The organism is Pontibacter ummariensis (assembly GCF_900188175.1).
In the GTDB taxonomy this organism is placed as follows: Bacteria; Bacteroidota; Bacteroidia; order Cytophagales; family Hymenobacteraceae; genus Pontibacter; species Pontibacter ummariensis.
The window spans coordinates 44,115-70,229 of the sequence record NZ_FZOQ01000002.1 but is presented as its reverse complement, the minus strand read 5'-3'; the positions used below and the strand labels follow the sequence as shown (position 1 = coordinate 70,229).

22 protein-coding genes and 3 tRNA genes are annotated in these 26,115 nt (G+C 49.5%); 15 read left to right on the top strand and 10 right to left on the bottom strand.

The genetic code is table 11. The annotated features are described in order from the left end of the window. Window positions 1-12 precede the first annotated feature (12 nt). The 7 genes from miaB to groL all read left to right on the top strand — a co-directional run bounded on the left by miaB (window position 13) and on the right by groL (window position 7,376). Window positions 13-1,443 (top strand): tRNA (N6-isopentenyl adenosine(37)-C2)-methylthiotransferase MiaB, encoded by a 1,431-nt coding sequence (gene miaB, locus CHB92_RS02315; RefSeq protein WP_089317561.1) that lies wholly within the window; start codon window positions 13-15, stop codon window positions 1,441-1,443. Between the two features lie 101 nt (window positions 1,444-1,544). Next, the gene (locus CHB92_RS02310; protein WP_089317560.1) at window positions 1,545-2,816 is read left to right on the top strand and encodes a sigma-54 interaction domain-containing protein; all 1,272 of its coding nucleotides are present in this window, start codon (window positions 1,545-1,547) and stop codon (window positions 2,814-2,816) included. Then, window positions 2,800-3,327, top strand: a complete 528-nt coding sequence (gene lptE, locus CHB92_RS02305; protein WP_089317559.1) for an LPS assembly lipoprotein LptE — start codon at window positions 2,800-2,802, stop codon at window positions 3,325-3,327. The genes CHB92_RS02310 and lptE overlap by 17 nt, the downstream gene beginning before the upstream one ends. Window positions 3,328-3,357: 30 nt before the next feature. Further along, the gene (locus CHB92_RS02300) at window positions 3,358-4,767 is read left to right on the top strand and encodes a hypothetical protein (RefSeq protein ID WP_089317558.1); all 1,410 of its coding nucleotides are present in this window, start codon (window positions 3,358-3,360) and stop codon (window positions 4,765-4,767) included. Window position 4,768: 1 nt separating this feature from the next. Next, window positions 4,769-5,155 (top strand): preprotein translocase subunit SecG, encoded by a 387-nt coding sequence (gene secG, locus CHB92_RS02295; protein ID WP_089317557.1) that lies wholly within the window; start codon window positions 4,769-4,771, stop codon window positions 5,153-5,155. Window positions 5,156-5,412: 257 nt separating this feature from the next. Then, the gene (gene groES / locus CHB92_RS02290) at window positions 5,413-5,703 is read left to right on the top strand and encodes a co-chaperone GroES (RefSeq protein WP_218824223.1); all 291 of its coding nucleotides are present in this window, start codon (window positions 5,413-5,415) and stop codon (window positions 5,701-5,703) included. Window positions 5,704-5,741: 38 nt separating this feature from the next. Further along, entirely contained in the window at window positions 5,742-7,376 is a 1,635-nt protein-coding gene (gene groL, locus CHB92_RS02285) for a chaperonin GroEL (protein WP_089317556.1), read from the top strand. A gap of 121 nt (window positions 7,377-7,497) precedes the next feature. Here the strand turns inward: groL and CHB92_RS02280 are convergent, their stop codons facing one another. Beyond that, window positions 7,498-8,109 carry a hypothetical protein gene (locus tag CHB92_RS02280; protein ID WP_089317555.1) on the bottom strand — a complete coding sequence of 204 codons (612 nt, stop codon included), beginning with the start codon at window positions 8,107-8,109 and terminating at the stop codon, window positions 7,498-7,500. Window positions 8,110-8,282: 173 nt separating this feature from the next. After that, window positions 8,283-9,881 carry a peptide MFS transporter gene (locus CHB92_RS02275; RefSeq protein ID WP_089317554.1) on the bottom strand — a complete coding sequence of 533 codons (1,599 nt, stop codon included), beginning with the start codon at window positions 9,879-9,881 and terminating at the stop codon, window positions 8,283-8,285. Window positions 9,882-10,101: 220 nt separating this feature from the next. Here CHB92_RS02275 and pckA point away from each other — a divergent pair, with 220 nt between their 5' ends. From pckA to CHB92_RS02260, 3 genes are all read left to right on the top strand, one after another. Beyond that, on the top strand, window positions 10,102-11,715 hold the full coding sequence (pckA, locus tag CHB92_RS02270; protein WP_089317553.1) for a phosphoenolpyruvate carboxykinase (ATP): 1,614 nt from the start codon (window positions 10,102-10,104) through the stop codon (window positions 11,713-11,715). 196 nt (window positions 11,716-11,911) lie between these two features. After that, entirely contained in the window at window positions 11,912-12,628 is a 717-nt protein-coding gene (locus CHB92_RS02265) for a 16S rRNA (uracil(1498)-N(3))-methyltransferase (protein ID WP_089317552.1), read from the top strand. Window positions 12,629-12,652: 24 nt separating this feature from the next. Continuing rightward, complete coding sequence (locus CHB92_RS02260; protein ID WP_089317551.1) at window positions 12,653-13,321, top strand: DUF4159 domain-containing protein; 669 nt, start codon at window positions 12,653-12,655, stop codon at window positions 13,319-13,321. 595 nt (window positions 13,322-13,916) lie between these two features. On the opposite strand, the gene CHB92_RS02255 is transcribed toward CHB92_RS02260, so the two are convergent. Continuing rightward, the gene (locus CHB92_RS02255; protein ID WP_089317550.1) at window positions 13,917-14,441 is read right to left on the bottom strand and encodes a hypothetical protein; all 525 of its coding nucleotides are present in this window, start codon (window positions 14,439-14,441) and stop codon (window positions 13,917-13,919) included. Window positions 14,442-14,581: 140 nt separating this feature from the next. Between CHB92_RS02255 and smc the strand changes: the two genes are divergently transcribed. Then, window positions 14,582-18,118 (top strand): chromosome segregation protein SMC, encoded by a 3,537-nt coding sequence (gene smc, locus CHB92_RS02250; protein WP_089317549.1) that lies wholly within the window; start codon window positions 14,582-14,584, stop codon window positions 18,116-18,118. A gap of 327 nt (window positions 18,119-18,445) precedes the next feature. Here the strand turns inward: smc and CHB92_RS02245 are convergent, their stop codons facing one another. From CHB92_RS02245 to CHB92_RS02225, 5 genes are all read right to left on the bottom strand, one after another. Continuing rightward, window positions 18,446-19,000: a 1-acyl-sn-glycerol-3-phosphate acyltransferase gene (locus tag CHB92_RS02245; RefSeq protein WP_089317548.1), complete on the bottom strand. Its 555-nt coding sequence runs from the start codon at window positions 18,998-19,000 to the stop codon at window positions 18,446-18,448. A gap of 68 nt (window positions 19,001-19,068) precedes the next feature. Then, entirely contained in the window at window positions 19,069-19,698 is a 630-nt protein-coding gene (locus CHB92_RS02240) for a hypothetical protein (RefSeq protein ID WP_089317547.1), read from the bottom strand. 244 nt (window positions 19,699-19,942) lie between these two features. Continuing rightward, a complete protein-coding gene (locus CHB92_RS02235; RefSeq protein WP_245842250.1) occupies window positions 19,943-20,701 on the bottom strand; it encodes a patatin-like phospholipase family protein in 759 nt (252 codons plus the stop codon). Window positions 20,702-20,713: 12 nt separating this feature from the next. Next, the gene (locus tag CHB92_RS02230; RefSeq protein ID WP_089317545.1) at window positions 20,714-21,556 is read right to left on the bottom strand and encodes an MBL fold metallo-hydrolase; all 843 of its coding nucleotides are present in this window, start codon (window positions 21,554-21,556) and stop codon (window positions 20,714-20,716) included. Window positions 21,557-21,958: 402 nt separating this feature from the next. Beyond that, a complete protein-coding gene (locus CHB92_RS02225; RefSeq protein ID WP_089317544.1) occupies window positions 21,959-22,909 on the bottom strand; it encodes an acetyl-CoA carboxylase carboxyltransferase subunit alpha in 951 nt (316 codons plus the stop codon). A 223-nt stretch (window positions 22,910-23,132) separates the two neighbouring features. Here CHB92_RS02225 and CHB92_RS02220 point away from each other — a divergent pair. The 3 genes from CHB92_RS02220 (at window position 23,133) to CHB92_RS02210 (ending at window position 23,464) form a co-directional block, all read left to right on the top strand. Then, window positions 23,133-23,206 (top strand) — tRNA-Asp (locus CHB92_RS02220). Between the two features lie 55 nt (window positions 23,207-23,261). After that, window positions 23,262-23,335, top strand: a tRNA-Asp gene (locus CHB92_RS02215). Between the two features lie 55 nt (window positions 23,336-23,390). Continuing rightward, window positions 23,391-23,464: transfer RNA gene (locus tag CHB92_RS02210), tRNA-Asp, on the top strand. 203 nt (window positions 23,465-23,667) lie between these two features. Here the strand turns inward: CHB92_RS02210 and CHB92_RS25705 are convergent. Beyond that, window positions 23,668-23,820, bottom strand: a complete 153-nt coding sequence (locus tag CHB92_RS25705; RefSeq protein ID WP_179222939.1) for a hypothetical protein — start codon at window positions 23,818-23,820, stop codon at window positions 23,668-23,670. Window positions 23,821-24,012: 192 nt separating this feature from the next. Next, a complete protein-coding gene (locus CHB92_RS02205; RefSeq protein ID WP_144266258.1) occupies window positions 24,013-24,525 on the bottom strand; it encodes an IS3 family transposase in 513 nt (170 codons plus the stop codon). A gap of 496 nt (window positions 24,526-25,021) precedes the next feature. On the opposite strand from CHB92_RS02205, the gene CHB92_RS02200 reads away from it, so the two are divergent. After that, on the top strand, window positions 25,022-26,110 hold the full coding sequence (locus tag CHB92_RS02200) for an acyltransferase family protein (RefSeq protein ID WP_089317542.1): 1,089 nt from the start codon (window positions 25,022-25,024) through the stop codon (window positions 26,108-26,110). Window positions 26,111-26,115 lie beyond the last annotated feature (5 nt).

The window sequence follows — 26,115 nt, the reverse complement described above, 5'->3', positions numbered from 1 at the left end:
AACAGTAAAAATATGGATCCAATAGTAGATTTAGATTTTATCGACAACCGCACACCTGAGCAGGCCGCTGCCTGCGAAACGAAGGTTAGTGAAGAAACCAACACAGGAAAGGCGCGGAAATTATATATAGAAAGCTACGGCTGCCAGATGAACTTCTCTGACAGTGAGATTGTGTCGTCCATCATGTTTGAGCAGGGCTTCGATACCACTTCCAACATCGAGCAGGCAGACCTGGTGTTTCTCAATACCTGCTCCATTCGGGAGAAAGCCGAGCAGACGGTGCGTAACCGCCTGGGCCAGATCAACTATTACAAGAAAAAGAAGCCCGAGATGATGATAGGCATCCTGGGGTGTATGGCGGAGCGCCTGAAAAAGTCACTGCTGGAAGAAGAAAAGATTGTGGACCTGGTCGTAGGCCCGGATGCCTACCGCGACCTGCCGAATTTGATCAATGAGGTAGACGGCGGCCAGAAAGCCGTGAATGTGTTGCTTTCGCGCGAGGAAACCTATGCAGACATCAACCCCATCCGCCTGAACAGCAATGGCGTCAGCGCCTTTATCTCCATCATGCGTGGCTGTGATAACATGTGTTCTTTCTGCGTGGTGCCGTTTACCCGGGGCCGGGAGCGCAGCCGGGATGCCTATTCCATCGTGCGCGAGGCACAGCAACTCGTAGAGAACGGCTACAAAGAGGTTACGCTGCTTGGTCAGAACGTGGACTCTTATAAGTGGGCGTCCGAAGATGGAACAGAGAGCGTCAACTTTGCCCAGCTACTGGAGAAAGTAGCCCTGGTAAGTCCGGATCTGCGTGTGCGCTTCTCTACTTCTCACCCGAAAGACATTACAGACGAAGTGTTGCACACCATGAAGAAGTACGACAACATCTGTAAATACATTCACCTGCCAGCGCAGAGTGGCAACTCACGCGTGCTGGAACTCATGAACCGTACCTACGACCGTGAGTGGTACCTGAACCGGGTAGACGCGATCCGCGCTATCCTGGGCGAAGACTGCGGTATCTCTTCGGATATGATCGCCGGTTTCTGCACTGAAACCGAGGAAGAACACCAGGACACGCTTTCGTTGATGGACTACGTGCAGTACGACTATTCCTACATGTTCTTTTACTCTGAGCGCCCTGGCACTTTGGCGGCCCGTAAGCTGGAGGATGACATTCCGCTGGAAGTAAAGAAGCGCCGTTTGGCAGAGATCATCGAGAAGCAGCGGGAAACATCCCTGAACCGCAACAAGCGCGATGTCGGGAAAGTGCACCGCGTGTTGGTGGAGGGCTTCTCTAAAAAGTCTGATGAGCAATTGAGTGGCCGCAACGACCAGAACAAAGTGGTCATCTTCGACAAAAAGCATTATAAGAAAGGGGACTATGTAAACGTGTTTGTGCACGATTGCAGCGTGGGGACCCTCTTCGGGGAAGCGGTAGGCTAGATTTGGAGATTAGAAAATTTGAAGATTTGAAAATTGTACTCAACAGAACGTTTTCAAATTCATTTTCAAATCTGCACATCTTCAAATTTACAAATCAAGAAATGCGCAACATCGATATACAAAGCATAAAACAACGGTTTGGTATTATTGGAAACTCTCCTTTGCTAAACCATGCCATACAGGTAGCCGTGCAGGTGGCTCCTACAGACATGACGGTGCTGATCACCGGTGAGAGTGGTAGCGGAAAAGAATCCTTCTCAAAGATCATTCACCAGCTTAGCCCGCGCAAGCATGGGCAGTTTATCGCCATTAACTGTGGCGCTATACCGGAAGGCACCATAGACTCCGAATTGTTCGGCCACGAAAAAGGCTCCTTTACGGGTGCGCAGGAAGCACGCAAAGGTTATTTTGAGGTAACAGACGGGGGCACTATTTTCCTGGATGAGATCGGGGAAATGCCACTGGGTACGCAGGCACGCCTGTTGCGCGTGTTGGAGAACGGAGAGTTCATCAAAGTGGGCTCCTCTAAGGTACAGAAGACCGACGTGCGTGTGGTTGCCGCCACGAATGTGAACCTGATCAGTGCTGTGGAAAAAGGCCTGTTCCGCGAGGACCTGTACTACCGCCTCAACACCGTGCCCATCACGGTTCCACCACTACGTGAACGTGGGGAAGATATTCACCTGCTGTTCAGAAAGTTTGCCTCTGATTTCTCTGAAAAGTATAAGGTAGCCCCTATCACTTTAACCCCAGATGCCGTGCAGGAATTGCTTAATTTCCGCTTTCCGGGGAACATACGCCAGCTAAAGAACATTGTAGAACAGATATCGGTGCTGGAGTATGACCGGGAGGTAGATGCCCCTAAATTGCGCGCTTACCTGCCGCATGATCAGGTTAGCAGCCTTCCTGCCGTACTGGCAAGGGAGCAGGGAGGCGACCAGTCTTTTTCGGAGCGGGATTTGCTGTATAAGGTACTGTTCGACATGCGCCGGGATGTCTCCGAGCTTAAGAAGCTTGTCTTTGATATGCTGGCACATCAACCAAACGACGAAGAGCTGCTGAAAGAGCACGGCCACCTGTTTGAAAATATCGAGCAGTTTAACGGGCGCAGCTATCAGCAGGAGCCGGTACACAAGGAGCCTTATTACTTACCGATCAAACAGACTCCGGCAAGAGACTACGAGGAGCATAAGGTAGAGGACATCTCGCACGAGACAGAGGAAGAAAGCCTTTCGCTCGAAGACAAAGAGCGGGAACTTATCCTGAAGGCACTGAAAAAGCATCATAACAAACGGAAGTACGCGGCGCAGGACCTGGGCATCTCTGAGCGTACCCTGTACCGCAAGTTAAAGCAGTATGACATTGAAGACTAGAACCCTCTTATTAAACGTTGCCTTGGTGCTACTGCTGCTAGTCTGCAATAGCTGTGGCATTTATTCTTTTACAGGTACTACCATATCCCCGGATATCAAGAGCATCACCATCCAGACGTTCGAGAACAGCACCGGTGAGGGCCCCTCTAACCTGTCGCTGATCGTGACAAATAACTTTAAGGAGTACTACCGCCGCAACACGAACCTGATCCTGGCGCAGGGAGAAGGAGACTTGCAATTAGAGGGGCAGATTGTTAGCTTTACCTATACCCCTGCCGCAATACAGCGCGAGGGGCAGCAAGACATTGCCGGCCTGAACCGCCTGACACTGGGCGTGCAGATCCGTTTTGCTAATGCCAAGCAGCCGGAAAAGGACTTCGACAGGCTCTTCTCTATCTCCCAGGATTTTCCGCAGGACCTGGACATCACGCAGTTGTCCACGGCACAGATAGAGCAGCTGACAGAACGCCTTGTTGCGGACGTGTTCAATAAAACCGTGGCAGACTGGTAGCCAACAGCTGTAACAATTAGCCAAGCTAGCATGAATAAATCAGCTTTCCTGAAACTGATACAGCAAGTATCGAACATCTCGGACCAGCAAACAGAAGAACTGGAGAAGGTGGCCGCTACTTTCCCCTATTGTCAGACAGCACACCTGCTTTTAGCGAAGTCGGCCTACGACAAAGGGAGTATGCTCTCCACGCAACGCTTACGGCGGGCCTCTGCCTATGCCACCAATCGTCAGCTGCTCAAGCGCATTATTTATACCGCCCCAGCACCGGAGCCTGTTTTTGACGAGCAGGCCATTGAGGAAGTTCAGCCTGCGGAAGAAGCAGTCATACCAGTACAGGAAGACACGCTTGTCTTTGTAGAGGAGGAAGAGCAGGAAGAAAACGTAACTTTTCATGCGGAAGCAGCTGAAGTGGTTCCTGATGAAGAGGAGGTCCTGGAAGAGGAAGCGCCCACAGCTATCCCTGAAACAGCCTTGCGCTACGAGCAAGAAACAGCGGAAGAGGCGGAAGAAGATGAAGCACTTTTTGTGGATGAGAGCTTAGAAGAGTTTGCCGCCACAGAGGATATTCTGGAGCAGCCCATGGAAAAGCTGAATTCAGAACTGGCCTTGCTCCTGACAATTAACAGCCTCAGCCCCTCCTTTACCGACCTGTTGGCGCAGCGTGCGGATGAGGAAGAAACAGAAGAAACAAGGCCTGCCGCAGCGGACTTGGCGGATGAAACGTTACAGCTGGCAGCAGATGAACTAAGGGCAAGGCAAGAGGGTTCAGAAGATACGCTGGCGCAGTTGATAGAAGAGGAAAGCCGGGCATTCGTACAAGCTTCTTACGCCTATATAGAGGAGTACTCCCCTTCTGCCCCTGCAGCGGAACAGGACGACCTGGAGGAGGAAAGGCTAACGGAGCGTTCAGCTGACTTAGGTGAGGGAAAGGTAACGGCGCCCGAGGAGGCAGAAATCAATTACGCCTTTGGCGAAATTGACCGGATGTATGCCGAGGACTCGCTGGGCTACTGGATGGCCTCCAGCCGCATGGGGGAATCCCTGCAGTTAAAGGATGAAGTAACCCGGCAGCGACCGCAGGGCTTCCATCCGGAGTTGATCCTGGAGTACAGTAAAACCCATGAACTGGAAAAGCCTGTAGAGCAGGCTCCCCTTTCGCTGCATAACCAGCTGAACATCATCGACCAGTTTCTGCGCTTAAACCCGCGGCTTAAGACCATGAACAACATTAAGTTGAAGCCGGAGCCGCAGGAGGATTTGTCGCTGAAGAGTACAAAGATCAAGAAAGGGGTCGCTTCCGAGAGCCTGGCCAACATCTTTATAAAGCAAGGCAAGGAGAAGAAAGCCATTAAAATATATGAGCAACTCATTTTGAAATATCCCGAAAAAAAGAGTTACTTTGCCGAACAGATCGAAAAATTACAAAACCTGAATTAACATGTATATCGCCCTTATCAGTATCATTATCTTTGTTTGCGTGCTGCTTGTGTTGGTTGTACTTGCACAGAATCCCAAGGGAGGTGGCCTGTCCAGCCAGTTTGGCGGTAGCACCAGCCAGTTAATGGGCGTAAAGCGGACAGGAGATCTTCTTGAGAAATTAACCTGGGGTTTTGCCATCACCTTAGTCGTGCTGACCCTTGGCACACACATGATGCTGGATACGGCTGGCGAAGGTCAGATCAGAAGCATTAACGAAGAGCGTGCGCGTCAGTCGCAGTTACCTGCGGCACCAGGTGCTTTGCCAGGCGCTGTGGAAGAGAACGCGACGATTCCGGATGCTGGTGACATCCCTGAGATGGTCGATACTGCAAACGACGCAGAATAAAAAGGAGCTTCCCTCCTGCTACAATAGCAAAGCCGGTCCCTGTGACCGGCTTTTTTGTTTTTTGTCAGTGACAGGCATGACAGATGATGCGAAAAAAGTTCCCTCATCTGCCACATTTTCCCGAACCTGACAGGTGAAAAGGCGTTAAAGACTGAAATTTTGGCTTAAAATGGCAGGAAAATGCACTTGGCACAGGAAATGATAGTGCAGAGGTGTTATTAACGCATTAAAAACAATATAACCTAATAACAAAAACTATGTCAATCAGCATTAAACCATTAGCAGACAGAGTAATTGTAGCTCCTGCTGCAGCAGAAGAAAAAACCAAGTCTGGTATCATCATCCCTGACACTGCTAAAGAAAAGCCTCAACGCGGAGAGGTAGTAGCCATTGGCGAAGGCAAGTTATCTGAGCAGGGCGCTCTGATGAAGCCACAGGTACAAGTGGGCGACCAGGTGTTGTATGGCAAGTATGCCGGTACTGAGATCTCTGTGGAAGGTAACGATTACCTGATCATGCGCGAGTCTGATATCCTGGCAATCCTTTAATCCCAAGAAGTAAAACTTAATCCAAAAGAATAAGAACTATGGCTAAGAACATCACATTTGATGCCGACGCACGTCACAAGATCAAGACAGGTGTTGACAAACTTGCAAATGCTGTTAAAGTTACCCTCGGCCCGAAAGGTCGTAACGTAATCATTGATAAAAAATTCGGTGCCCCTACCATTACGAAGGACGGTGTATCAGTAGCGAAAGAAATCGACCTGACAGACCCAATCGAGAACATGGGTGCCCAGCTGGTAAAAGAGGTTGCCTCTAAAACAGCTGACCAGGCGGGTGACGGTACTACTACCGCTACGGTACTGGCGCAGGCTATTTACACGGCCGGTATCAAGAACGTAGCTGCCGGTGCTAATCCAATGGACCTGAAGCGCGGTATCGACAAGGCAGTTGGCGCTGTTGTGGCTAACCTGAAGACCCAGTCTAAGAAAATTGAGAACTCTTCTGAGATCTCCCAGGTAGGTACTATCTCTGCCAACAACGACCCGGAGATCGGTAAAATGATTGCCGATGCCATGGATAAGGTTGGCAAAGACGGTGTGATCACCGTAGAAGAGGCAAAAGGTACTGAAACGGAGGTGAAGACTGTGGAAGGTATGCAGTTCGACCGCGGTTACCTGTCTCCATACTTCGTGACAAACGCGGAGAAAATGGAAGCCGACTTCGACAACCCTTATATCCTGATCTACGACAAGAAGGTTTCTACCATGAAAGAACTGCTTCCAGTACTGGAGCAAGTGGTTCAGACAGGTAAAGGCCTAATCATTGTGGCGGAAGATGTAGATGGCGAGGCGCTGGCGACCCTGGTGGTAAACAAACTGCGCGGCTCCCTGAAGATCGCTGCTGTGAAAGCCCCAGGCTTCGGCGACAGAAGAAAAGCCATGCTGGAGGATATCGCTATCCTGACAGGCGGTACTGTGATCTCTGAAGAAAGAGGTTACAAACTGGAGAACGCTACACTAGACTACTTAGGACAGGCCGAGAAGGTGATCATCGACAAAGACAACACCACGATCGTAAATGGTGCTGGCACGAAAGATGACATCGTAGCGCGCGTGAACCAGATCAAAGCGCAGATGGAAACAACCACCTCTGACTACGACAGAGAGAAACTGCAGGAGCGTTTGGCCAAGCTTTCCGGTGGTGTGGCTATCCTATACATCGGTGCTTCTACGGAAGTAGAGATGAAAGAGAAGAAAGACCGCGTAGATGATGCCCTGCACGCGACACGCGCTGCTGTGGAAGAAGGTATTGTTGCCGGTGGTGGTGTTGCCCTGATTCGTGCGATCGAGGCTCTTGAGAACCTGGAGGTAGCGAATGCTGATCAGAAAACAGGCGTACAGATCATCAAGTCTGCGCTAGAGTCTCCACTGAGAACGATCATTGCCAACGCTGGTGGTGAAGGTTCTGTCGTGGTACAGGCTGTTCGCGAAGGCAAAGGTGACTTTGGTTACAATGCCCGTGAGGACAAGTATGAGAACCTCTTCGCGGCCGGTATCATCGACCCAACGAAGGTAACGCGCCTTGCCCTGGAGAACGCCGCTTCTATCGCTGGTCTGCTGTTAACGACAGAGTGCGTTGTTTCTGAGGACCCAGAAGAAGAGAAAGCAGCTCCAGCTATGCCAGGTGGCATGGGTGGCATGGGCGGCATGATGTAAGATCATACGTCTGATAAATAAAAAAAGCCTCTGAGTTAACGCTCAGAGGCTTTTTACGTTTAGCCAAACCGCTTGTACACCAAACTTGGTTCGTTATAGTAGCGCCACTCGGCAGTTTCGCTTAGAGTAGTTCCCGGATCTTTATGGTGATGTCATGCGGGGCTGCTTCATTCCCCCCGAAGTACGGGTAGAGCTGTAACCCATCTGCCTCTCCGGAACACCCCCTTGGCATGGTTATCCTTTTTCCATTGGCCTCGAAAACATACTGTTGCTTCTCCATGCGCAGTTCGCAGGTAATCGGTTCGCCGATCGGTACTGCCCCAATAAGTTCATAAGACAACTCTTTGTCCTTGTACGTATAGGCAAGCAGTTCTAGCTGCTCCTTGTACCATCTCCAGCCAAAACGGGCGCTGTTGGTGTGATGGTCTGTTCGGCAGTCTGACATGCCGTACAGCTTGTTAATATCGCCCTGGTTCTTTTTTAGCGTGGTCGTATAGATGGCCGTACTGTCGAAGGTGACCTGGAATTTCATGCGCGCAGTACTTAGGATGCGGATGGGCTTGTAGTCGGCATAGTGCCCTCCTTTTTTAAGGGTGTAGGTAACCAGAGCCGGAGCGGGATTCAACTCATCCGCAATGTTGGGGACAACCTCTGTTACTAAAAGGCACGAGTTAAGCGTGCAACAAACACCTGCTGCCAGAGCCAGCCAGAGGCGGCGATAAAAAAGTACCATTTGGGTAATTGTATAAGTTTGTATGTATTTAGAATCTAGTTATCGGTAGCGCTGCCTAAACCTCACAGAAGCATCTGCTAAAGCTATATAGCAATATCTAAATTTATAAATACAAACAAAAAGGCCTTTGCATTTTTTTGCAAAGGCCTTTAAAATATACAATTAATAGCGATTTAGTGAATACCGTGCATCCACTTGCGCATTAGCGGCGTCAGAATTAAAGCCAGCACCGCGAAGCCAAAGGCTACATAGGCTATTTGCTCAAACACCGTGGTATACACCAACAGCGACTCGGCCCCCGATACTTCCTGATCTCCGCTACCGCTCACGGAAGTGAACTTCGCGATAATACCGGCAATATGGTGGGCGAATGACGAGGAAAGGAACCAGATACCCATGATAAAGGACACGATTTTAGCCGGAGAAAGCTCTGTTACCTTTGAAAGCCCCACAGGAGAGATAAATAACTCACCTGTCGTAATGAACATGTAACCCGCAATCAGGAACCAAACCGATACCTGGCCATTCGCGTCAGCAAAGTTGGCGCTCCAGGAAAAGATCAGGAAGCCTAAGCCTAGCTGGGCAATACCCAGGGCAAACTTAACCGGCGTAAAGGGGTTCATGTGCATCTTGGACAAAGACAGCCAAAGGGCAGAGAACGGAAGGGCAAACAGGACGATAAAGAATGGGTTAATGGCGTTTGTCTGGGCCGCATTCATCTCCCACACAAATAAGCCCAGGTTCAGGTCAAGGTCTACATTGCGCTCCGCAAACAGCGTCAGCGAAGAGCCTGCCTGCTCAAAGAAAGACCAGAACACTGTGATAAAGAATGTGAGCAGGATCACCACGATCAAACGCTGGCGCTCTACCTTGCTTTCTTTAACTAAGTTGATGAAAAGCACGATGGCGATGGCCGGAAGCAACACATAATACATCGCATAGTCGATCAGGTGGCCGTCCAGTTCGGTGTCTCCAATGCCTGGCACTTCCAGAATACCGTGGTAAAGCAGGATGCCAAACACCGGAAGCGAAAGGACAGAGCAGACCACGACCCAGGCCCCTCTTGAAATACCGGCTACTTTTTCTCTTAGCCGAACCGGGTTTGGCGGATAACCATTCTCACCGAAAACGCCCGTTCTGGTACCGTTCCAGAACATCAAAAGGCCCAACAGCATACCGACACCGGCAGCTCCAAAGCCATAGTGCCAGCCATACTCAGCACCCAGGTAACCACACACCAATGGAGCAAGCATAGCTCCGATGTTGATACCCATGTAAAAGATGGTGAAACCGGCATCCCTTCGGGCATCCCCCTGCTTGTACAGCGTGCCTACCAGGGTAGAGATGTTAGGCTTAAAGAACCCGTTTCCGACGATCAGCAGGGCCAGGGCACCGTAGAAGAAAATAGGTTCCTCTACTGCCAGTGCAAAGTGACCGATGGACATCAGCACAGCGCCCAGCATAATGGACTTCCGATAGCCCAGCAGGCGGTCAGCCAGCATCCCGCCAATCACAGGCGTGGCATAAACTAGGGCACCGTATGCTGCGTAAATACCGAAAGCGACAGAATCACTAAATAAAAGGTCATTCACCATGTACAGAACCAACAGGGCACGCATTCCATAAAAGCTGAAACGCTCCCAAAGCTCTGCGAAGAACAGGTAGAAAAGTCCCTTCGGATGCCCAAACATTTCCGGACCCGTGGGGTCCACATCCAGCGGAACGTCTCGCTCCGTGTTCATGTCGGCAATGGTATGTTCTTTTAAAGACATAAATGTTAGAAGATTGGTTGTTTAATTTTAAATGAGCACACTTAAGTAGGTAAATATAGCTTTTTAGAGCCATACGGACAAATTTAATCAATTTGTTTCCTGCCTATACGACTTCTAGAATAAAAGTGAGTGAGCAAGCACATTTAATGTGTATTGTACTTATCTTTGTCAAGCTATTTAGCGTAGCAAACAGTAGACCAAAAACAAACCTATAAACCTAATGAAAGAATCTGGAGTTAAACGAAGTGCACAAGATTTACATGGCCTGGGCATAAGGCCTGCCCAAGAGGTGCTTTGGAACCTTAGCCCTGCCGAGCTGGTGGAGGAGGCTGTAAAGAACGGGGAAGGTTACCTGGCAGACACCGGGGCGCTCATGTGCGATACAGGCAGCTTTACTGGTCGCTCACCCAAGGACCGGTATATTGTAAAGGACGCTAAAACAGCAGACACCGTGTGGTGGGGCGACATCAACATTCCGTTTAGCCCCGAAAAGTTCGACCGGCTCTATGATAAGATGGTCCACTTCCTGCAGGACCGCAAGTTGTATGTGCGCGATGCCTATGCGGGGGCTCATCCGGATTATCGCCTGGACCTGCGCATCGTAAATACCCAGGCCTGGCATAATCTGTTTTGCCATAACATGTTCCTGCGTTTAACAAAAGAAGAGCTTGAGCAGCATCAACCCCAGTTTACCATCCTCTGCGCCCCGGAATTTGAGGCGAACCCTGAGGAAGACGGCACCCGCCAGAAGAACTTTGCTATCATTAACTTAAGCAAGGGCATCATCCTCATCGGCGGCACGGGGTACGCCGGGGAGATGAAGAAAGGAATTTTCTCCGTTCTCAACTACCTGTTGCCACAGGAGCGGGATACGCTGTCGATGCATTGCTCGGCCAACATCGGGCAAGATGGAGACACCGCGATTTTCTTCGGGCTGTCGGGCACCGGTAAAACAACGCTCTCTGCTGATCCGGACCGCGGGTTGATCGGGGACGACGAGCACGGCTGGACAAAGGACAGTGTCTTTAACTTTGAGGGGGGCTGCTATGCCAAAGTAATTGACCTGACGCGTGAGAAAGAGCCGCAGATCTGGGATGCCATCCGCTTTGAGTCTATTGTGGAGAACACGCGCTTCTACCCTGGTACACGTACGGTAGATTACACCAACAGCTCGGTTACGCAAAACACGCGCACTGCTTACCCGATCTATCATATAGATAATGCCGTTATCCCTTCCAGAGGGGGCGTGCCGAAAAACATCTTCTTCCTGACAGCCGATGCCTTTGGGGTGCTCCCTCCTATCTCCAGGTTAAACACCAGCCAGGCCATGTACCACTTCATCTCTGGCTATACGGCCAAAGTAGCCGGCACCGAAGTAGGGATAACAGAGCCACAGACTACTTTCTCTGCCTGTTTTGGGGCGGCTTTTCTCCCCCTGCATCCCACGAAGTACGCCGAAATGCTGGGCAGAAAGATGGAGGAAAACCAGGTAAATGTGTGGCTGGTGAACACGGGCTGGACAGGTGGCCCTTACGGTGTGGGCTCCCGCATGAAACTGCCTTATACGCGCGCTACCATTACAGCTGCCTTAAAGGGCGATTTGGATAAAGTTCGCTATACCAAGCACCCGGTGTTTGGCGTAGAGGTTCCTGCCTCCTGCCCGAACGTGCCTTCCGAGATCCTGAATCCGCGCGATACCTGGGAAAACAAAGAAGACTACGACAACAAAGCCACAGACCTGGCCGCGAAATTCGTGAAGAACTTTCAGAAGTTTGCCGATGATGCCAGCGAAGAAATAATGGCAGGGGCACCTTTGGTGGAAGAAACAGCCTAAGAAGCCTTCCTGGTACCTCTCGCAAGCCTCTCTGCCTTGTGCAGGGAGGCTTTTGTTTTCCCTTCTTCCACACCTGTCTCAAATTTCATACTTTCGTATAATAAACCGGCGGGCATGTTGCTGCTCTCGCGGGTGGCTTCTCAAAGACTGTATTTGTGCCACCTCCGGTAATGATAGACGAACAAAAGGAAAAGCAGTGCATTTATTCTATACTCCAGACGTAAAAGGCGAATTTTATACATTAAGCGAAGACGAGTCAAAACACTGTACACGCGTACTGCGCCTGCAGCAGGGAGACACCGTATATCTTGTAGATGGTGTGGGAGGCCGGTACACGGCGGTGATTCAGTCAGCCACCCCTAAAAAGTGCCAGCTACAGATCATTGACAAACAAATTGAGTTTGGAAAGGTGCCGCACACCTCGCACATTGCGGTGGCGCCGACGAAGAACATGGACCGTATGGAGTGGTTTGTGGAGAAAGCCATCGAGATCGGCGTGAGTGAAATTACGTTTCTGCTCTGCGAGCACTCCGAACGCCGCCAACTCAGGCTCGACAGGCTGGAGAAGATTGCCGTTAGCGCCATGAAGCAGTCTCAGAAAGGGTACCTGCCCCTGCTGAACGAAATGACTCCTTTCCACCGCTTTGTACAGAAGACAATCCCGGAGCATACGTATATCGCCCACCTGGAAGAGGATGCCACGAAGAGCATCAAGGATTACTATGCCTTCGGCCAGCCACACGTGATCATGATCGGTCCGGAAGGGGACTTTTCAACAGGGGAGATCGCGGCAGCCTATGAAGCAGGGATAAAACCTGTTACGCTAGGGCAAAGCCGCCTGCGTACCGAAACAGCGGCCTTGGTAGCCTGCCACACGTTAAATGTACTACACGACATCTATGCGCCGTTATAAGAATAACAGCCAACGCCCGAACTTATGCTAAAGCACCTTCTAGTTTTATTCCTGCTCCTGGCAGTAGCCAGTCCTTCCTTATTCGCTCAGAACTATAGCTTTAAAATAGCGAAGTTAAAGTATAATGGCGGTGGCGACTGGTACGCAAACAAAACATCGCTGCCCAACCTGATTCAGTTTTGCAACCGCAACCTGAACATGAACATCGCCGCTGAACCCGCTATTGTGGAAGTCGGAAGCCCGGAGCTTTTCAGCTATCCCTTCGTGCATATGACAGGGCATGGCAACGTGATTTTCTCAGATGCCGAGGCACAGAACCTACGCAACTACCTCCTGAGCGGAGGCTTTCTGCATGTAGATGATAACTACGGCCTGGACAAGTATATCCGAAAAGAGATGAAAAAGGTGTTCCCGGAGTATGAGTTCGTCGAACTTCCCTTCGACCACCCTATTTACCGGCAAAAGTTTGAGTTCACGCATGGCCTCCCGAAAGTACACGAACACGATAACAAGCCACCCCAGGGCTTCGGGATTATACACGAGGGCCGGTTGGTGTGCTTCTACTCCTTTGAGTCAGATCTGGGGAATGGCTGGGAAGACCAGGAGATTTACAACGATCCGGAGCCGATCCGCCAGCAGGCCTTGCGCATGGGGGCAAACCTGGTAACCTATGCTGTTACGCAGAACTTGTAGAAAAATGAGCTTGTTCGTGTTTAGCAGTACAAGTCACCCTTATAAGGCAGCCAAAAAGTCAAAAGAAAACACCCTGATAAGTTAGCAGTACCGGTTCCAACCACCCCCTTCCCCCTCCTTATCTAAGGCGAGGAGCCTGCTTTTTATACTTTTGGATGCTAAGTGTTATAGCAACCCTCTTAGTGCGTTTTATCTGTAGGGTTTAACTAAAAAGTTACCTGCAGGCAGCAGAATTGCCTGAGTGTTTTATATACTTGAGTAAAGCTTGTCTAAGTAGTCCTTTTCGCAGTATCCAGTAACAGGGTTATCTTAGTCTTATACCATCACAAGAGCATGTTCTGTCTTACATATTTCTAAAAGCCACCCTTACCCTCACAAGAGGGGAATAGGCTTGTACTTGGTGAAGAATAATAACTGCTGTTGGTCTTACTACAGAGCTCATGCTTCGACAACAGTAGTAACAGGCTCCCCGCCTTAGACAAGGAGGGGTTGGGGGTGGTTGGAACCGGTACAAGAGATAGCAGTAAGACAAGTTCTGATAACCTCACTCGTTTCGGGCCCACATACCAGTCGGACTGTTCGCTAGCTAAAACCACTAATACTTCCTGTTAAAGATCTCGCTTAGAATAATGGCATCTCGTGCGGTAGTTGGGTTACGAAGCATTCTTGCCATCCGGTCGGATGTCCTTTCAGTGCCTCTGGCGTACGGATCAAACCTTCTTGGTGGTGTCTCTTGCTGCAGCACAACCACCTGCTTTCTTCCTGGTATTGTTTTCTCCTCCAGTGAAACGGCTGCAGGTATCGGCTTCTCATAGCTTTTGTACTTCGGCTTTTCTTCGGCTACGGGCACCAAAGGTCTAGCTACTTCCCTGGGCTTTTCCGGAGCTGGGGCTACAGGTTTCTGGCCCTTTTCTCCCATGCGCTCTGCCTTCGGCTGCAGTTCCCGCAGAATGTCCTCAAAAGAAGTCGCAGGCCTTGGGGGTGCCTGCGGTGTTCTTCCCTGCCTGTCCGCCTCTTTTCTGCTTGGCACGTCCGGCGTGTTAAAGGCTTTAAACCACTCCCTTATCAAAAAGAAAGCGACTCCGGCTAATATGAGTAAGATGACCAGTATTACCTCCATAAAAATCTCTTCTAATCAAATATAGCAAAATCACGCTAAAAAGACGCTTCTTTAACCTTTAATTATACAAGTGCAAGGTGCATTTGTATCAAAAATCATTTTATTTTTGAGCTTAGCTTACACAGTTTCCGCACACGCGAATGCAAGTATCAAAACTAGAGATCAAAGGCTTTAAGAGCTTTGGCGACCGGGTCGTCATCAACTTCGACAACGGAATTACGGGGATCGTAGGGCCAAACGGTTGTGGTAAGTCCAACATCGTGGACGCCATCCGCTGGGTACTGGGAGAGCAGAAGACACGCAACCTCCGCTCCGACAAAATGGAGAACGTGATCTTCAATGGCTCCAAAACCCGGAAACCGGTGCAATTGGCGGAGGTATCCATCACCTTCGATAATAACAAGGGAATTCTGCCTACGGAGTATTCGCAAGTTACGGTAACCCGAAAGTACTACCGGAACGGGGACAGCGAATACATGCTGAACGGGGTGCCTTGCCGCCTGAAGGATATCAACGAGCTCTTCCTGGACACCGGTATCGGTTCTGACAGCTACGCCATCATCGAACTGAAGATGGTGGACGAGATCCTCAACGACAAAGAGAACTCCCGTCGCCTTTTGTTTGAGGAAGCGGCCGGTATCTCCAAGTTTAAGGTACGTAAGAAGCAAACGCTTAAAAAGCTGGAAGAAACAGATGCCGACCTGGAGCGTGTGGAGGACGTGCTGCACGAGATCGGCAAAAACATGAAAACCCTGGAGCGGCAAGCCAAACAGGCCATTAAGTACTTCCAGCTAAAGGAGGACTATAAGAAACACAGCTTGGAATACGCCCGCCGCAACATAGCGCAGTACCAGCAAACCCTGGAGCGCCTGGAGCAGGATGTGAAGCAGGAAAATGCCTTGAAAGAGCAGTACGTGACCGCTGCTACCGAGGCAGAGGATGCCATTGCCGACCAGAAAGAAGAACTGAACCAGACGCAGGAAAAGCTGGCCGAGATGCAGAAAACCATGCAGGTGCAGACCGCCAAGCTGCGCCAGCTGGAAAACGACATCAAGCTAAAAGCAGAACGCAGCGCCTACCTGAAAGAGCGCATGCTGCAATTGCGCCAGCAGATCAGCCAGGATACGGCCAACGTGGAGCATACCCAGGAAAGCATTCTGGAGCTACGCGATGAGTTGATGACGGTACAGGAAACCTTTGCAGAGGCCGAAGATCACGTCAGCGAACTGAAAGAGCAGCTACAGGAGGCAAATGAGCAGAAAGAAAGCCTGCAGGATACCTTCCAGGAGCTGACACGCCAGCAAAAGGCAAAGCAAAACGAAGTCTACCAACTGAACAAATCTCTTGAGATCAGCCAGGTACAGATACAGAACATCAACCAGGAACTGGAGCGCCTGCACTTGCAGCAGCAAACAGCTGACGAAGACGGCCGCGTATTACAGGAACAGCTGCAGGAAGCACAGGCCGTGCTGGAAGAAAATACAGGAGAGTTAGTTCGCCTGCAGGCAAAGGAGGAAACACTTCAGGCAAACATAGAACAGACAGAGGCTGCCATAGAGGAGCTGAAAGTGCAGCTGGTGGAACTGAACCGTACGCTGGATGCAAAGCAAAACCAGTACAACCTGACCAAGTCGCTGGTAGAGAACATGGAGGGTTTCCCCGAGGCCATCAAGTACCTCAGCAAGTCCGACACCTGGTCTAAACCGGCTCCTCTCCTGTCCGACATTCTCGTTTGCGAGGCTGAGTACAAGGGCCTTATCGAGAGTTACCTCGAGCCTTACATGAACTTCTTCGTAGTAGAGGAACTACAGGACGCCGTGGAAGCCATTGGGCTTTTGAAGCGTGAGAATAAAGGGCGTGCGAACTTCATCATCCTCTCCGAAATAGAGGAAATGGAGCCAACGGCTACCTATAGCGAGGGTGAACTGAAAGCTGCCTACGAGGTGGTGTCGGCTGATAAGAAATACAGCAGCCTCATGAAGTACATGCTGCGGAACGTGTACATCAGCGATGATAGTGAAGATGAATTATACGGAAGCGATTACAAGACCATCATCCTGAAAGACGGTAGCGCGATCCGGAAACCGCTGAGTTTGTCTGGTGGCTCTGTCGGCCTTTTCGATGGCAATAGGCTGGGCCGGAAGCAGAACCTTGAAAAACTGGCGGAAGAGGTGGAGGAACTCACGAAGCAAGTGGACCTGCAGCAGAGCCGCATTACAACGCAAAACCGCATTCTACAAAACTACAAGGCAGAGTCGCAAAAGGATGCCATCAAGCAGCTGGAGAAAGAGGTGGCAAAGCACCAGCAGGACCTGCTGACGGTGCGCATTAAGCATGAGCAGCACCAGCAGAACCTCCGTAACTTCGACCAAAAGAAAGACGAATTGCAGGAGCGCCTGGTTGAACTGCGGGAGCAAAGCCAGGAAGTATCCCCGCAGGCAGCGGCCGATCAGAAAGAACTGCAGCGCCTGGAGGCTGAGCTGGCGGAGTTTACCTTGCAAATAGAAAGGCAACAGGAGCAGATCGCTGTCATCTCAGGCCGCTATAACCAGGAAAACATCCAGTTCCACCAGCTTAAGAACCGTTTCGCCTCCCTGCAACAGGAGATCAGCTACAAGCAGAAAACGGTGGAGACAAACCAGGAGCGTATCGAACACCTGAAAGCAGAGCTGGTTAAAGCCGAGGAAGAAATTAGCACGGCCGATACCTTTATTGAGGAGAATGAAGCGGTGGTAGAGGGAATGACCGAGGCAAGGCGGGAATTTGCCCGTGAGTTGGAGGACATCGAGAAAGAATACTTCAGCCTGCGCGGTGAGCTGGATGAAAAGGACAAAAGCATTCGGGACTTGCAGCGCAAGCGGCAGCATGCCGACGAGCTCCTGATGCGCATGCAGCAGGCCAAAACAGACACACAATTAAAACTCGTCGCGATCAAAGAGCGCTTGGCAGCCGAGTTCAGCATCTCCGACGATGATTTCTCCTCTCCTGTTCCGGAAGAGGAACTACTCATTCCTTTGTCTACCGAAGAGCTGAGCCAGCACATTGCCACCGTAAAAGGGCAACTGGATAAAATGGGGCCGGTGAATGCCATGGCTGCCGAGGCCTACGAAGAGATCGAAGAAAGGAACAGGTTTATCACCGAGCAGCGCAACGACCTTTTCAACGCAAAGAATGCCCTGATCGAAACCATCAACGAAATCGACACCGTTGCCAAGGACAAGTTTATGGATGCCTTTAACCAGATAAAGGATAACTTTAAGCTGGTGTTCCGCAGCCTGTTTACCGAGGAAGATAACTGCGACCTGGTGCTCCTGGACCCGAAGAACCCGATCGAGTCGAAGATCGAGATCATGGCCCAGCCGAAAGGCAAGCGACCATTGACAATCAATCAGCTTTCTGGTGGAGAAAAGACCCTGACAGCGATCTCCCTGCTGTTCTCCATCTACCTGCTGAAGCCGGCTCCGTTCTGTATCTTCGATGAGGTAGACGCCCCACTGGACGATGCGAACATCGATAAGTTCAACAACATTATCCGCAAGTTCTCTCACGATTCTCAATTCATCGTGGTCACGCATAACAAGCGCACCATGGCCTCTACGGATGTGATGTACGGCATCACCATGATTGAAGCGGGGATTTCCAGGGTCATCCCTGTGGATTTGCGACAGATAGCTTAATCAAAACATGAATCATAAAAAAGAGAGAGGGCCGCTATTCGTAGCGGCCCCTCTCCTTTTATGATTGCTAATGATTTAGTTGCTTGTTTATGCTTGCGCAGGGACTGTTTATCCTGTAGAATCACAAGCGGCCTTTTTTATTTCTAGTTATGTGCGCTCCACGTTTGGGGTAGGGGCCTCCCGGAAAAACTGGGAATGTTTTTTTCTTCGATCATAAAGCTACTCCGTAATTTCGACGAAAGGAGAAATCTGGAGATTTATGAAGAAACACGTGCCCTAAGTAAACTGGGGTAGATAAACCTTAACCCGCTTTCTACTTTAATCCTTTTACAGCACGCCTTGCTCGGGGAACTTGCCTTGCTTGGTACGGTAAAAGGCCATGATCTTTTCTATGTCTGCGTCTATATCCCCGGTGGGGTAAAAGGTGGGGCCAATGCCAGCTTCTTTTTTGGCATAGTCTAAATAACCTAACACAATCGGTACCCCTGCTCCTACGGCCACATGGTAGAAACCTTTCCGCCAGCGCGGCTGGTACTTGCGGGTACCCTCTGGCGTAACCATTACGCACATGTCGCCGGGCGTCTCTTTGATGATCTTGATCATCGCATCTACCAGTTTCGTGTTCTTGGAGCGGTCCACGGGCAGCGCGCCCATCGACATGAGCAAGGGACCGACAAGGGGGAACTCGGTAAATTCCTTTTTTATGGTGAAACGGATGGGCGCATCCATCAGGTAGAAAGCAGCACGGGCATAAATAAAATCCCAGTTGCTCGTGTGGGGGGCGGCGATCATGACGGAACGGCGATTCTCCGGTGTGAGATTCCCGTTCAGTTTCCAGCCAGCAATTTTAAAAATGGCTTTAGAAAGAAGTTTTGCAAACATGTTGTTAAACGACTACGAACGCGTAGCCGGGCCAAAAGCTAAATAATACCTATACACAAATATAAGCATTATAGCGTTTCCTTAATAACATGTGCCCGCTTACGAAGCAGATAGGCCTGCACACCAAAGCCAAACATGGGGCCGATCGTAACATTCGATAAATCGTCTGCTGTTTCTCTGTAGTAACGAAAGCTGATAAGGGGTTCGAGGGCTATCTTTTCATTGATAAAGTGGGAGTAGCCGACCCCAATCGTTCCCTGGTATAAGTCTATCTTTTCGCCGGTCGAGAAGTTAAAAAGGCCCATCTGCAGGCCAAGTTCTCCAAAAACACCGTTGTCCAGGTAGTAACGCGTAAACGGACCGGCCAGCAACATGGTACGCCTGTATTTCTCCTCTCCCTGTTCTGTGGTGACAGCATGCCCCACATGATTCAGTGTCACGTCCAGGCCAACAGCCCAGTCGTGCATCACAAAATAAGCGCTCTTACTCTGCAAATTGGCCGTGGTGTTTCGTCCTTCCTTCGTGGCACTCGGGTAGTCCAGCTCCTGGCTGGTCTTATAGGCAGATGCGTTAATGTTTCCTCCAAGCATGATCGACGCCTGCTTCACTTTCGCTTTGATCAAAAAGCTATGATGGTTTTCTTGGGCCAGGGAAGAAAAAGACAGAAGCACAAGGGCAGAGAAAAGTAGTTTACGCATATGGTTTCTTTACTATAGAGCAAAACACGTATATTAAAATTAAAGATAGCGATAAACTTAAGAAAAGCAGAAAAATATAAATGAATAAATCTTTGCCATGGGATGGCTGCTATAATATATAATTTTCCTTATATAAGAGAAGATGGATGGCAAGGAAACGTGTTGTTAAACCACCTACTTCCGCTTGCGTGGCAAAAAGAGAAGCACGTTCCTGGACAACCTTTTATCGCAAATAAAGGAAGCGTTAAACGCTCTTTTCCAATAGGTGCAACAGGTGCCTCTTCATCTGCATCGTGTGCCGGTACCCGATCTCAAATATCTCATCGGCTTTCCGAAAGCTGGACAGCCGGTAGTAGCGCAAATCCTGCGGCTCCAGCAGCAAATCCAGCAGCGGCAAGCGCAGTTTCACATTGTTGTTAATGGCCAGGAGCACGGTCCGCTCAATCATCCCCCGCAGCGAAGAGACGTGTGCCTGGTGGTTGATAGGATTTACGTGCACCCCGATTTTTACATCGCAATTATTCAGCAGGGGCTCTACGGGCAGATTGTTCAGCAGTCCACCGTCATTCAGCAGTTTCCCCTCGTATTGAATAGGGTGGTACAGGATCGGAACAGCCGAGGAAGCAATGAGGGGCTTGATGAGCACGCCGGAGGAGAAGTAAGCCGTTACCCCTTCGTTCATTTCCGTCGCGCTAATGACCACGGGTATCTTCAGGTCTTCAAAGCGCGGCGCATCGCCTAAGTGCTTGCGGTAAAGCTTATCCACTTCATCCAGGTGCAGCAAGCCAATTTTCCCGAAAGCAGGCCGCACAATCTGAAAAATACTTAGCTCTTTTATGAGTTGCAGGATCTCAGCCGGGGGGAAACCGTAGGCGTACAGAACACCGGCAATAGCACCAGAGCTCACACCGGAGATCATACAAACGGAAACACCCAACTCGTCTAACGCTTTCAGAACACCCAGATGGGCAATTCCCCTGGCACCTCCGCCAGATAAAGCCAAACCTACCCGCACTTAAACTTCGCTTAAGCTAAAGGTTCTTTCCAGGCGCACGCCCTTCTCGGTGTGTTGCACGGTACAGCACTCGTTCACCGGGTCGTGCTCAAAGAACAAGACGTACTTTTCATCCGCCGCCTGCTTCAGGAAAGAAGCCTTTTCTTCCAATGTCAGCAAGGGACGGGTGTCATAGCCCATCACGTAAGGCAGTGGCAGGTGCCCGACAGAAGGAAGCAGATCGGCCATAAAAGCCAGTTTCTGTCCTTTATAAGGAATGATAGGCACCATCATTTTATCAGTATGCCCATTGGCATAAAAGATATCAAATTGCGGAAAAGGTGAAGGAGCCGTTGGATCTACAAACTGCAGGTGCCCACTCTCCTGCATCGGCAGGATATTTTCCTTTAAAAAGGAGGCCTTTTCCCGGGCATTGGGTTGCGTGGCCCAGTCCCAGTGGTCGGCGTTAGACCAATACGTAGCATTCGGGAACACGAGTTCCAAAGCGCCGTCACTGTTCTTATATTGTACGCCCCCGCCGCAGTGGTCGAAGTGCAGGTGTGTCAGAAACACATCCGTGACCTCCTCCGGTGCAAAACCAGCTGCCCGTAAGGACTTGTGAAGAGACGCATCGCCGTGTAGGTAATAATGGCTGAAGAACTTCGCATCCTGCTTCTCCCCGATGCCATTATCAATTAAAATAAGCCGGTCCCCATCCTCTAGCAGCAGGCAGCGCATCGCCCAGGTGCACAGGTTATTTTCATCCGCCGGGTTCGTCCGCTGCCACAGCGTCTTCGGCACCACGCCAAACATGGCCCCACCATCTAACTTGAAAAAACCTGTGTCAATTACGTGTAGCTTCATTTGCTCTGTTGCGGTTAGAATTTGTGTTATGGTTCAGGACGGAAGACTTCTCTTACTCAGCAGTTGGAAGTGCCCCCCCTCTCTGCTAGCACACGCTTTAAATAGCACGAGTACCCCCATAAGCCTCACACCCATGCAAGGAAGCAAGGCTCTCTTATTTGTTATCCTGTACGGAGTCTGCAAATTACTTGCGGGCGGCCACCAAGATCATTGCAGGATGACAGGGAGAAAAGCTTTCGCTTCCCCTACTTTTAAACCTACTCTTATCTGTTAACCCACCCCTAACCCCTCCCAAGAGGGGATTCCCTAATCAGTTAGAAGAAGAAATTCCCCTCCTCGGAGGGGTTAGGGGTGGGTAATCTGTAAGCCCTATAAGAAACCTTGCCTCCTGGCTAAGGAACGCTAGTCTTCCAGCACCACGCCCATGTTCGAGAACTTCTCGATGCGCTGCATGATGCGTTCTTCGGCATCTATACCCTCTAACTCGTCTAAGAGTTTTATAATAGCCTTCTTCAGCGTACGCATCATCTTCTCCGGGTTCAGGTGGGCCCCACCGAGCGGTTCTTTGATGATGCCATCAATCAACTTGTTCTCCAGCATATCGGTTGCTGTGAGCTTCAGGGCCTCAGCCGCTTGTTCCTTGTAGTTCCAGCTTCTCCAAAGGATGGAAGAGCAGGACTCAGGGGATATAACGGAGTACCAGGTATTCTCCAGCATCATCACCCGGTCACCAATGGCAATGCCAAGCGCACCACCCGAGGCCCCCTCTCCTATGATGATACAGATCACCGGCACCTTCAGCATGAACATCTCTTTCAGGTTGCGGGCAATGGCCTCGCCTTGTCCGCGCTCTTCTGCTTCCAAGCCAGGGAAAGCACCCGGGGTATCAATCAGGGTAACAATCGGTTTTCCGAATTTCTCAGCCATTTTCATCAGGCGCAGCGCTTTGCGGTAGCCCTCGGGGTTTGCCATGCCGAAATTGCGCAACTGGCGCTGCTTCGTGTTACGGCCTTTCTGCTGCCCGATAAACATCACGCTACGGCCATCCACCTCACCGAAGCCCCCAACCATGGCTTTATCATCGCTAACCGTTCTGTCGCCATGCAGCTCTACGAACTTATCCGTGATGCCCTGTATATAGTCCAGGGTATAAGGGCGCTCAGGGTGACGGGACAACTGCACCCGCTGCCAGCGCGTCAGGTTGGCATAGGTTTCCTTTCTTAAGATCTTAATTTTCTCTTCCAGGGCCTTTACTGCCTCCGTAACGTCCACCTGGCTTTCATCGGCCAGTTTTTTCATCTCCTGTAGCTTGCCCTCCAGCGAGGCAATGGGCTGTTCGAAATCTAAAAGCATAAGTTCATCGCTAGTTTAAGATACAAATTTAAGAGTTTATGCCAATGCACGTAGTCCCGCCAGCTATTTATGCGCCAAATCAAAAAAAGTCGCCTTGGAAATGAGGGAATTAAGTAGATCGTTAAAAAATATAGGCCTAAAAAGATGCTCGGGGCTTGCACAATCAAAACGAAGGCTATACATTTGCATCACTTTAACGAACAGCGTTAAGGAAAAGAAACACGGTCTGGTAGTTCAGTTGGTTAGAATGCCGCCCTGTCACGGCGGAGGTCGCGGGTTCGAGTCCCGTCCAGACCGCAGGTAAAACTGCGGTAACGCAAAAGGCACAAAGAGTGCTAAGTTAAAAAGTATTGGTCTGGTAGTTCAGTTGGTTAGAATGCCGCCCTGTCACGGCGGAGGTCGCGGGTTCGAGTCCCGTCCAGACCGCAGGTAAAACTGCGGTAACGCAAAAGGCACAAAGAGTGCTAAGTTAAAAAGTATTGGTCTGGTAGTTCAGTTGGTTAGAATGCCGCCCTGTCACGGCGGAGGTCGCGGGTTCGAGTCCCGTCCAGACCGCGAAAGCCTGAGATGAAAATCTCAGGCTTTTTTGTTTTTAGGCTGATTAGCGTTCTATCAGGAACTGAAAATATTATATACTCCTAAGAGAATAATTATATCTGCTCTGTCTAAGTCTTCCTGTTTCTTAAACCTTCTCCTTAAGCTTAAGTAACCTCTTTGCCCTAAGCCCCTATTCATAGGACCCGAATTCTACTATTCATTTAGTTTTCAATAACAGTCATCTCTTCTTTCAGCGGGATCATTCTCAGACCTTGAGCTGGCTGCCGTACCTGCAGGTACTTGTTCGGAGACAACATACCTAAGCTCACGTGAAACCTGCCATGGTTGTGGTAGTTGATGATGTGGTTGAACACCTCTTTCGCCTCCTGGAGGTTTCAAATTAATACTTAGAACAGACAGCGCTCTCCACGATGGAGTGGTAGGACTCGATGTAGCAGTTCTCTTGTGGGTTGGCCACGTCGTGAACTCATGGTCGATGCTCATTTCTTCCAGGTACTCCCGAAACAAACCTGCCTCAAACTGGCTGCCGTTGTCGGTTCTAAGGCTTACCTTCTGTGGCATGCTGTAATGGTACAAAAATCTCTCATCAGGTCTATCACCTGGTACTTGTTGATACTCCATTCCCACCTGTAACCCAAAATACCGCGGCTGAACATATCCAGCACCGTTATTAGCAAGGCGTTCCTGTGCTCCCCGTGGACATAGATGTACTTGGTGACGGTCTGCATGCACTCACAGGGCTGAGAAGGGTTTTGTAACAGGTACTTTGCAATCCTCTTTGCCCTTCTCTCCCTTCTGATACGGCTGTTGAGTAGCCGGGTCTCTTGCATCAGCCGATACACTTTCTTGCCGTTGATGATCAGGCCCTCGCTGTTGTTTAGCCATCCTCTCACCTTTTCGTAGCCGTAGTCGTCGAACTCTTGTAGGAGCAGCCAACTTATCCGGTCCAGCATATATTCGTTGCTGTAGCGGATGCCTTGCTTGCTCTTTGTGCTGGTGCTGGCTTTACGGCCCCTCTTTCCACAAGAGGGAAGGTAGTAATAGGTGCTTTTGCTCAAGCTGCACAGGAGCAGCACCTTATAAAGCGGGTATCACTGCCGGATAGACTCCTTGGCGATCATAATCCGGTCTGCCTTCTGACAGTGCTTTTCTTTAAAAGCTCTTCCTTGATGTGCAGCGCCAGCTCTTTCTCTGCCAGCAATTCCTTGAGCTGCTGGTTCTCCTCCTGGAGGCGTTTTACTCTCGGGTCCAGCTTATAATGCTTACTGGTTAAAGAATCCTTGCCGCCCGTATCGTACTTTTCCTTCCACTGCTAGAAGGTGCCCGTGTAGATGCCGTGCTTACGGATAGTGGCTGTTATTTCTTCCTTTTCTGCCTCTAAAAGGATCTTGAGTTTCTCGTCTGTTGACCAGTGTCTTCTTTTCATTGCTCGTACAAGTTATCATTTAAAACTTTTAGAATCTTTGATCCAGCATTTTAGGGGGCTAAGAATATTGATATGACTCTTTTAAACAATTTTAATATCTTACATATTACTCTACTCTTATCAAGCTAATGAGTTTAAACAAGCCTAACTACAAATACAAGCCTCAATTAGATGGGCTTAGAACATTGGCTGTTGCAATGGTTATTATGTCGCATTGGGCACCTAACATGAGCATCTTTGGACGAGGGGCCCATATTGGTGTTCAGTTGTTCTTTGTTCTAAGTGGTTATCTTATCACAGCGATTTTAATTGATGCTAGAGCCAAGGCTGAATCTATAGGATCAGGAATGGGAATGACTATAAAGAGTTTTTATGCTAGAAGATTTTTGCGCATATTTCCTCTATATTACTTAGTATTACTGTTGATGCTTGCTATTGGTGCACCAAATATCTTAGAACATCTTCCATGGCACGCAATTTTCTTTACTAATATTAAAATAGCGGAAAATGGTTGGATAGGTGAAGCATCTCATCTATGGTCATTAGCAGTAGAAGAACAGTTTTATCTTATATGGCCGCTTGTGATATTGCTCACACCTCGCAGGTTCCTGTTGATTACTGTCATTTCATTTGTGTTAGCATCTCCTCTTTTCAAGGTGCTTTATGGAATTTATGAAGGAGAAATGATGGTTAAAGTCCTTCCTATAAGTTCTTTTCATTCTTTGGGAACTGGTGCCCTACTAACCTTCATAGATAGAAGTAACTTCAGAAATATGCAGAGGACAATCGCAATGGCTTCTATAACAGGCTTAATAACATTACTAGCCTTATTTTTTTCGGCCAGTTCAAACCTTTGGTTTGGTATTGTCGATGACTTTGCCCTTACCCTCTGTTTGGTTGGTTTAGTTTATGCTGCATCAAAAGGTTTTAAAGGTACGATAGGTAACGTCTTAGCCTCTCCTCTTATGCTTTATCTTGGAAAAATAAGTTACGGATTATACCTTCTACATAACTTTGTTCCATTCATAAACACTACATGGCTTAATATTATAGGTGCACCACCTATGGAAACATTAGGTCCTTATGTTTTTTTTGCTTTAAATTCATTAGTGCTACTACTTTTAAGCAGCCTTTCATGGCACTTCTTTGAAAGCAAGTTTAATGTTTATAAAAAACACTTCCCTTATACTCAAAACAAGGTTTTGGTACCCACCTAATATTT